Origin of the sequence: Streptomyces sp. NPDC007346 (genome assembly GCF_040703535.1) — a bacterium.
Taxonomy (GTDB): domain Bacteria; phylum Actinomycetota; class Actinomycetes; order Streptomycetales; family Streptomycetaceae; genus Streptomyces.
This window is the reverse complement of sequence record NZ_JBEYKR010000225.1, coordinates 1-7,477: the sequence shown is the minus strand read 5'-3', so window position 1 is coordinate 7,477 and position 7,477 is coordinate 1. Positions and strand designations below refer to the sequence as shown.

At 71.3% G+C, this 7,477-nt stretch carries 6 protein-coding genes; 3 read left to right on the top strand and 3 right to left on the bottom strand.

Features of this window, described 5'->3' with window-relative positions:
- Positions 1–188 precede the first annotated feature (188 nt).
- Entirely contained in the window at positions 189–542 is a 354-nt protein-coding gene (locus tag AB0917_RS32610; RefSeq protein WP_366823322.1) for a PRC-barrel domain-containing protein, read from the top strand.
- Positions 543–770: 228 nt separating this feature from the next.
- Here the strand turns inward: AB0917_RS32610 and AB0917_RS32605 are convergent, their stop codons facing one another.
- Positions 771–1,004, bottom strand: coding sequence for a hypothetical protein (locus AB0917_RS32605; RefSeq protein WP_366823324.1), 234 nt, complete (start codon positions 1,002–1,004; stop codon positions 771–773).
- 223 nt (positions 1,005–1,227) lie between these two features.
- Positions 1,228–1,470 carry a hypothetical protein gene (locus AB0917_RS32600; RefSeq protein ID WP_366823321.1) on the bottom strand — a complete coding sequence of 81 codons (243 nt, stop codon included), beginning with the start codon at positions 1,468–1,470 and terminating at the stop codon, positions 1,228–1,230.
- A gap of 223 nt (positions 1,471–1,693) precedes the next feature.
- Between AB0917_RS32600 and AB0917_RS32595 the strand changes: the two genes are divergently transcribed.
- Positions 1,694–2,737 (top strand): LacI family DNA-binding transcriptional regulator, encoded by a 1,044-nt coding sequence (locus AB0917_RS32595; RefSeq protein ID WP_366823320.1) that lies wholly within the window; start codon positions 1,694–1,696, stop codon positions 2,735–2,737.
- Between the two features lie 230 nt (positions 2,738–2,967).
- Here the strand turns inward: AB0917_RS32595 and AB0917_RS32590 are convergent, their stop codons facing one another.
- Positions 2,968–5,835 carry a glycosyl hydrolase gene (locus AB0917_RS32590; protein WP_366823323.1) on the bottom strand — a complete coding sequence of 956 codons (2,868 nt, stop codon included), beginning with the start codon at positions 5,833–5,835 and terminating at the stop codon, positions 2,968–2,970.
- A 234-nt stretch (positions 5,836–6,069) separates the two neighbouring features.
- On the opposite strand from AB0917_RS32590, the gene AB0917_RS32585 reads away from it, so the two are divergent.
- Positions 6,070–7,380, top strand: coding sequence for an extracellular solute-binding protein (locus AB0917_RS32585; protein ID WP_366823319.1), 1,311 nt, complete (start codon positions 6,070–6,072; stop codon positions 7,378–7,380).
- Positions 7,381–7,477 lie beyond the last annotated feature (97 nt).

Genomic DNA, 7,477 nt, shown 5'->3' with positions numbered 1-7,477 from the left:
GGGGGGGGGGGGGCGGGGGGGCGGGCGGGGGGGGGGGCCCCGCCCCCCCGCCGGCCCCCACCCCCGTTTTCGCACTCTCTGCCACCGGCCATGTGTACACCGGCTTCCGCAGGGCACACGAATCGCAGCGGACCTATCAATTGATTCATCGACGATGAGCTGAATTGAGCTTCGCGAAAGGGGCCACAATGAGCGACTCCCTCTGGGGCTACCAGCCGTCGAGCGGTCACACTGCGGGTGCCGATCTCTCCGGATATGCGGTGGAGGCGACCGACGGCAGTATCGGAAAGGTCGACAACCACTCCGACGACGCCGGCTCCGCCTATCTGCTCGTCGACACCGGGGCCTGGATCTTCGGCAAGGACGTCCTGCTCCCGGCGGGCACGGTCCGGCGCATCGACACGGAGGACCGCAAGGTCTACGTGGACCTCACCAAGGAGCAGGTGAAGGACTCGCCGGAGTTCGACCGCCACCGGCAGGCCGAGGACCCGGGCTACCACGCCCAGGTGTCGGCGTACTACATGGCTTTCCGCATCATGTGAGGCGCCACGTGATGCGCCACGAGACGCGGCACGAGACGCGGCACGAGAGGCGCCACGTGACCCACCGTGTGGCGCCATGGGACCCACCCCGCATGGCGCCCACCCGCGTACGCCCGCCTTCCGCCGACGGCCGCGCGTACGCCCCCGAACGGCGGCGGGCCCGACCCCGAGGAGGGGTCGGCCCCGCCGCCTCGCCGTGTGCGCGCCAGCCCGCCGCGCCACCCGCGCTCAACGCGGCAGCTGTCCCTCCCGGTTGATCTCCGTCACCCGGGCCCGCAGCACCACGCCCGGCGGCGCCGACTGCACGGCGTCCACCGGGCAGGCCCACTCCGGCCCCCCGCCCGGCGGCCGCAACCGCACGTCCGACCCGGTCCGGCCCATCACCCGCCCGACGCGCCCGTCCCGGCCGTCCACCGCGAACGCACCCGGCTCGGGCGTACGTACCACCGGCTCGGACGTCAGTGCCCCCGGCTCGGACACGGACGCCCCCCGCTCGGGCACGGACGCCTCCGGCTCGGGCCCACGCACCACCGGCTCGGACGTCGACGACCCCGCCTCGGGCACGGACGGCCCCCGCTCGCCCCCCGACATCCCCCGCTCGGGCACGGACGCCCCAGGCTCGGCCTCCGACGCCCCCCGCTCGGGCACAGGCGGCCCCGGCTCGGGCGTACATCGTTCGAGTCCCTCACCTGCCATGACCGCTCTCCTTCTCCGCCAGTACCTCGCACAGCCGCAACGCGGTGGCGATGTTGCAGCGGCCCAGGTCGACCAGGGGTGCCGGCTCGTTGCCCGCACACGAGACGGGGTCGACCCGCAGCGAAGGCAGCGTCACGCCCCGCCCGGCAAGCCCTTCCTTCAGCTGTGCCACCGCGTCCTCCGCCGTCCGCACCCGATCCGCCGCCACCCTGCGCCGCTCCGTCGCTTCCATGCTGCACACCTTCCACTCGGAGTAAGGGAAATGCCTACCCAGCGTGTCCAACGCGCAGCGGGCCCGGAGGAGGCGCCCACAGGGCGATCCCACCCCCGGAAGGTCAATTGGAAGCGCTCTCAGCCCGGTGCGCGCCCCGGCGCTAGGCTGTAGCCGATCCGGCGACGGCACAGGCCCGCACCACCCCGCGTGTCGCCGCACCCGTCGACGAGGAGCGACCGCCTTGCCCGAGCAGCCCCCCGGGTCCCGGCCCACCCTGGAAGCCGTCGCGGCGCGTGCGGGGGTCTCCCGGGCCACCGCCTCACGGGTCGTCAACGGGGGCGACGGCGTGCGCAAACCGCTGGTCGACAAGGTGCTCCAGGCGGTCGACGAACTCGGCTACATCCCCAACCACGCGGCCCGTACCCTGGTCACCCGGCGGACGGGCGCGGTGGCCGTCGTCATCGCGGAGCCGGAGATACGGATCTTCTCGGACCCCTTCTTCTCCCAGCAGATCCGGGGCATCAGCAAGGAGTTGACCGCCCACGACACCCAGCTCGTCCTGCTGCTGGTGGAGGGGCCCGGGGACTTCGACCGGATCGCGCGCTACCTCTCCGGCGGGCACGTGGACGGGGCGCTCGCCTTCTCGCTGCACACGGACGACCCGCTGCCCGCGATCACCCGGCGGGCGGGGATTCCGACGGTGTACGGGGGCCGGCCCAGCTGGACCGCCGACCCCGGTGACCAGGCCGTTCCCTATGTCGACGCGGACAACCGGGGCGGGGCGCGGGTCGCCGTGCAGCATCTGCGGGACCTCGGGCGGGAGCGGATCGCGCACATCGGCGGCCCGCCCGACCAGACCTCCGCGATGGACCGTCTGGACGGCTACCGGGACGTGCTCATCGACCTGGACCCGACGCTCGTCGTCGAGGGGGCGTTCACCGTGGAGAGCGGGGCGCGGGCGATGGCGGAGCTGCTGGAGCGGCGGCCCGACCTGGACGCGGTGTTCGCGGCGAACGACCTGATGGCCTCGGGTGCGCTGCGGGTCCTGCGGGAGCGGGGCATCGCCGTACCGGAGCAGGTGGCGATCGTCGGGTTCGACGACATGGACTCGGTGGCCGAGGAGACCGACCCGCCGCTGACCACCGTCAACCAGGACATCGAGGGCCAGGGGCGGCTGATGGCCCGGCTGCTGCTGCGCGGCCTGGACCGGGACCGTACGGGCAACGGCTCGGCGCCGGACTCGGTGATCACCCCGACGACACTCGTACGGCGGGCCTCGACCTGAGCCCCGCAGGGGGCGCATGAGTACGGCGGGCCTGGACCCGAGCCCCCGCCACCGCGCATGAGTACGGCGGGCCTCCGCCCTGAGGAGCCGGAGACCCGCCGCACCGATCATGCCCGTACATCTGTGCCCTACACGTACGGGACGCCTACATGTACGGACCGCCTACACGTACGGCACGCCTACACGTACGGCACGCCTGGACGTACAGGACGTCTACGCGTACAGGGCGCCTACACGTACGGGATCCTCAGCACCGCCGCGTCCGTGCCCGTCTGCACCTGGGACGTGCCGTTGCCCAGCGCGTTCCAGATCTCCAGGCGGACCGTGCCGTTCCTGAGGTCGCCGAGGCTTCCGGTGACGGCCTGGGCGCCGACCGCCTGCGTGTACTCCTCCCACCCGTTCACCGGGTCGGTGGCGAAGTAGCGGAAGGTCTCGGTGCGGTCGAAGGTGCCGTCGCCGGTCAGGTCGTAGCTGACCCGGACCTGCGGGGCGAGCCCGACGCCGGTCCCCGCGTCCACCCGGAGGCGGAACGCGGTGGCGGCCCCGGCGGAGACCGTGCCGTTGACCTGCTTCACCTCGTAGACGGTCGGACGGTACGGGGTGCCGTCCCGGTTCACGCCGTCGGCCGAGGCGATGGTGTCCGCGCCCGCCGGGTCGGTGGTGGCGGTGGTGAGGATGCCGCCGGCCTTCAGCCGGAAGGTGTTACCGGTGGACGGGCCGCCCGGCTCCTCCGGGTCCGGACCCGGGTCCGGGTCGGGGTCGGGGTCCGGGCCGGGGTCCGGGTCCCCGCCGTCGGCGCCCGTGCCGGTGGCCGTCGAACGGGCCGGTACGGAGAGCGTCTTGCCGTCGGAGAAGGTGACCGTACGGGCGGTGGAGCCGTGGTTGTGGGCGGTGTAGGTGCGGGTGCCGTTCTTGGAGAAGACGGCGGAGGTCGGCAGGTCGCCGCTGACCGTCATATCCGGTGCGCCGAGCGTGTCGAGGGTGTTGATCCAGTGGTAGGTGTGCGCCTTGGACTCGCCCTCCTCCGGGGTGTAATTCCCGTTCACACCATCCCACTTGGCCTTCGCCGACGCCGGGTCGGAGAGCGCCTCGAACTCCCAGAGCAGGTCGCGCCACTCCTGGGCCGGTCCGCCGTTCTCGCGCTCCATCTCGGCGATGTTCCGCTTGATGGCGGCCTTCTCACGGGCCAGGTGGAGTGAACCACCCGTCACCGGGAGGACGTTGATGCCGTGGATCTCCTCCGGGTTGGCGGTCCACCAGGTGGAGTAGGAGGCGCCGCTGCCCCAGACCATGCCGACCGTGCCGTACCCGTACGAGGCGGGGAAGACCTCCTCGTCCGCGTCGAACCAGTATTGGGTGATCGCCTCCGACTCGGTCGTCAGCAGGTAACTGCCGAGGTCCCGGAGTGAGTTGTCACCGGTGGCCGCGCCCCACAGGATGAGCCCCGCGCTGAGGTTGATGGACTCGGAGGAGGACTCCTGGTTGTTGCCCGCCGCGAAGCCCTGGTGGCCGGAGGCCCAGCTGTGGCCCGCGTACACGTCGAAGCCGCGCAGGAAGGGGTAGGCCGCGTCGGTGCGGCTGGGGTTGGCGGTGTCGCGGATCAGGTGCTCGACCATCGTGCCCCAGGCCGAGTCGGCCGCCCAGGCCTGGTCGTACTGGGCGATGATCGCCGCCGCGTAGACGTAGTAACTGTAGTGGAAGTGGTGGTCGTTGAGCTCGGTGTCGCTGCCGTACGAGGCCGGGTAGCCGGTGAGGGTCTTCCAGTCCTTGTCGTAGCTGAACTCACTGGCCCCGCCGGCCGTGAACCACTCCTGGAGCCTCCCCTTCATCAGGCCGAGGAGCTTGTCGCGGGTGGCGGTCTCGCCGATCTGGTCGGCGATGGGCACCAGCTGGGCGAGCCGGCCGAGCGCCTTGCCGGTCCAGTAGGTGTCCGAGGCCCCCGAGAACGGGTCGGAGGCGTTCGCGACCTCGTTCAGATAGCCGGTCAGCCTCGCCTTGTCGACGCCGCTGGAGGCGGGCAGGGCGGGCACCACGCCGTTGCTCTTCTGGCTGGTGGTGAAGGAGGCGGACTCGCGCACCTTCATCGTGCCGCGCGGTGAGACGTACGTGTACGGGGTCAGCGCGTCGGTGGTGTGCAGCCACTGGTGGCGGTAGAGGGCCTGGAGCGTGCCGCGCTCGGTGCCCTCCCTGGCCTCCGTGGTCAGGGTGTAGGTCGCCCGCACGTTCCCGCCGGTGGACTGCCAGTCCACCTGGGAGCCGGTGACGAAGCTGAAGGCGTACTTGCGGTAGGTCGCGAGCGCGTCCGTGGAGGGCAGTACGGCGAGCGAGAAGTAGTCCTTGCCCGCGAGCCCGGCGCTGATCGTGGTGCCGGAGACGTTCCAGTCGGCGCCGGTCGGGGCGAAGAGGGCGTAGTGGTGGCCGGCGACCGTGATCCCGAGGACGTTGCCGTCGTCCGCGAAGACCGTGGGCGTGGAGGCCGCCGTCACGCGGGCGTCGCCGCCGGACCCCTGGGCGTACACGAACGGCATGCCGTGGCCGATCGTGGCTCGGAAGGTGCGGGAGCCGTCCGCCCAGTAGGGGGTGACCGTCCAGTCGGACCAGGCGTCGGCCTTGGTGTCCGGGGAGTTCAGGCCGGCGAGGCCGACGGTGAGGTCGGCCTTGTGGGCGTACTCGTACTGCCGGCCGTCCCCGACGATCGCGGGCTCGGTCGGATAGCCGACCTCCAGTCCGCCGGAGGTCGCCTGGTAGGTGAGGGGGTGGCCGTACATGGGGGTGGAGTACGGGTTGTCGCCGTAGCGCTGGAAGGCGAGCGAGGACCACCAGTCGTTGGTGGGAACCGGCTGGTCACGGGCGGCGGTGGTCAGTTTGGGGGTGACGGGCGCGCCGGTGTTCGTCGTCGGGCCCGACGTCCCGGCGGGACGGACGTCGGTGTAGCTGCCGGCACCCGCGGGGATGGTGGCGGCGGCCGCGGGGGAGGCGGCGGGGCCGAGGCTCACAGCGGCCAGGGCGACGGCAAGGAGCGTCGCCGCCGCGGGCCTGGAGGCGAGCCTGGATACGGGTCTGGGGAGGGAGGCTTGCACGAGCAGCACCTCGATCATGGGGGGGAAGAGCGCGTCCGAGAGCGCTCTCAAGTGCCAAGGAACGTAAAACTCCTGAAACCTAAGTGTCAAGAGAACGCACACAGAAGGCAGTTGCTTGGCAGCCGGGCGTAACACCAAGCCGTTATGCGTTCGAGTCTTGACGGGGAGGGGGCGGTGGGGGACGCTCCAGACGCAGGTTTTGAGAGCGCTCTCAAAGCGCTCGGTTCACCCCGAAGCCAAGGGAGGCTTCCCATGCCCATCGCCCGAGCCGCCAAGAGAGCCACCGTCCGCCTCGGCGCGGTCGTCCTCGCCGGGGCCCTCCTCGCCGCCTGTGGATCCGGAACCGGAGACTCGTCGGACGCCTCCGACAGCGCGGGCGGAAAGGTCACGCTCACCGTCGACCTCTTCGGATCGTTCGGCTTCAAGGAGGCCGGACTGTACGAGGAGTACCAGAAGCTCAACCCGGGCGTGACGATCAAGCAGAGCGACACCCAGGACGAGGCGGACTACTGGAAGTCGCTCCAGACCCGCCTGGCGGGCGGCGGCGGGCTCGCGGACGTGCAGGGCGTGGAGGTGGGCCGGATCGCCTCGGTCACCCAGCAGCAGGCCGACAAGTTCCAGGACCTGAAGGAGTTCGGGGCCGACAAGCTCAAGGACGAGTTCGCCGAGGCCAAGTGGACGGCGGCGACCACGGAGGACGGCAAGATCCTCGGCCTCGGCACGGACGTGGGCCCCGAGGCGATGTGCTACCGCACCGACCTCTTCAAGCAGGCCGGCCTCCCCACCGACCGCGAGGAGCTCGCGAAGAAGTGGTCCACGTGGGACGGCTACCTGGAGCTGGGCGAGGAGTACAAGAAGAAGGCCCCCGCCAAGAGCGCCTGGCTGGACAGCGTCGGCTCGCTCTACGGGATCATGATCGGCCAGGAGAAGGAGCGGTACTACGACGCCTCCGGTGAGCTGATCTACGAGAAGAACCCGGCGGTCAAAACGGCCTGGGACACCTCCGTGAAGGCCGCCGAGGCGGGCCTGAGCGCCAAGCTCGACCAGTGGTCCCCGCAGTGGAACCAGGCGTTCGCCGCCGGTTCGTTCGCCACCATCCCGTGCCCGGCCTGGATGCTCGGCTACATCAAGGGCCAGGCCGGCGACGCGGGCCAGGGCAAGTGGGACATCGCCAAGCTGCCCGGCGGGGCCGGCAACTGGGGCGGCTCGTACCTCTCCATCCCGCGCGCGGCCAAGCACAAGGAGGAGGCGTACAAGCTGATCGAGTGGCTGACCGCCCCCGAGCAGCAGGCGAAGGTCTTCCAGAAGCAGGGCAACTTCCCCTCCTCGACGGGCGCCATCGAGAAGATCGCGGGCGCCGAGGACCCCTACTTCTCGAACGCCCCGATCGGCCAGATCTTCGGTGACGCGGCCAAGGAGTCCCCGGTGCAGGTGCTGGGTGTGCACGACCAGAACGTGATGCAGCAGCTGACGAACGCGCTGAGCGAGGTCGAGCGCAAGGGGGTCTCGTCGGACAAGGCGTGGGAGACGGCGAAGAAGGGCGTGGCGAACGTGATCGGCTGACGCCGGAACGCGCCGCGCTGCTCCCCCTCCCTCCCTGGGGCCGGTCCACCGGTGCGCACCACGGTGGCCCGGCCCCCCCCCCCCACCCCCCCGCCCC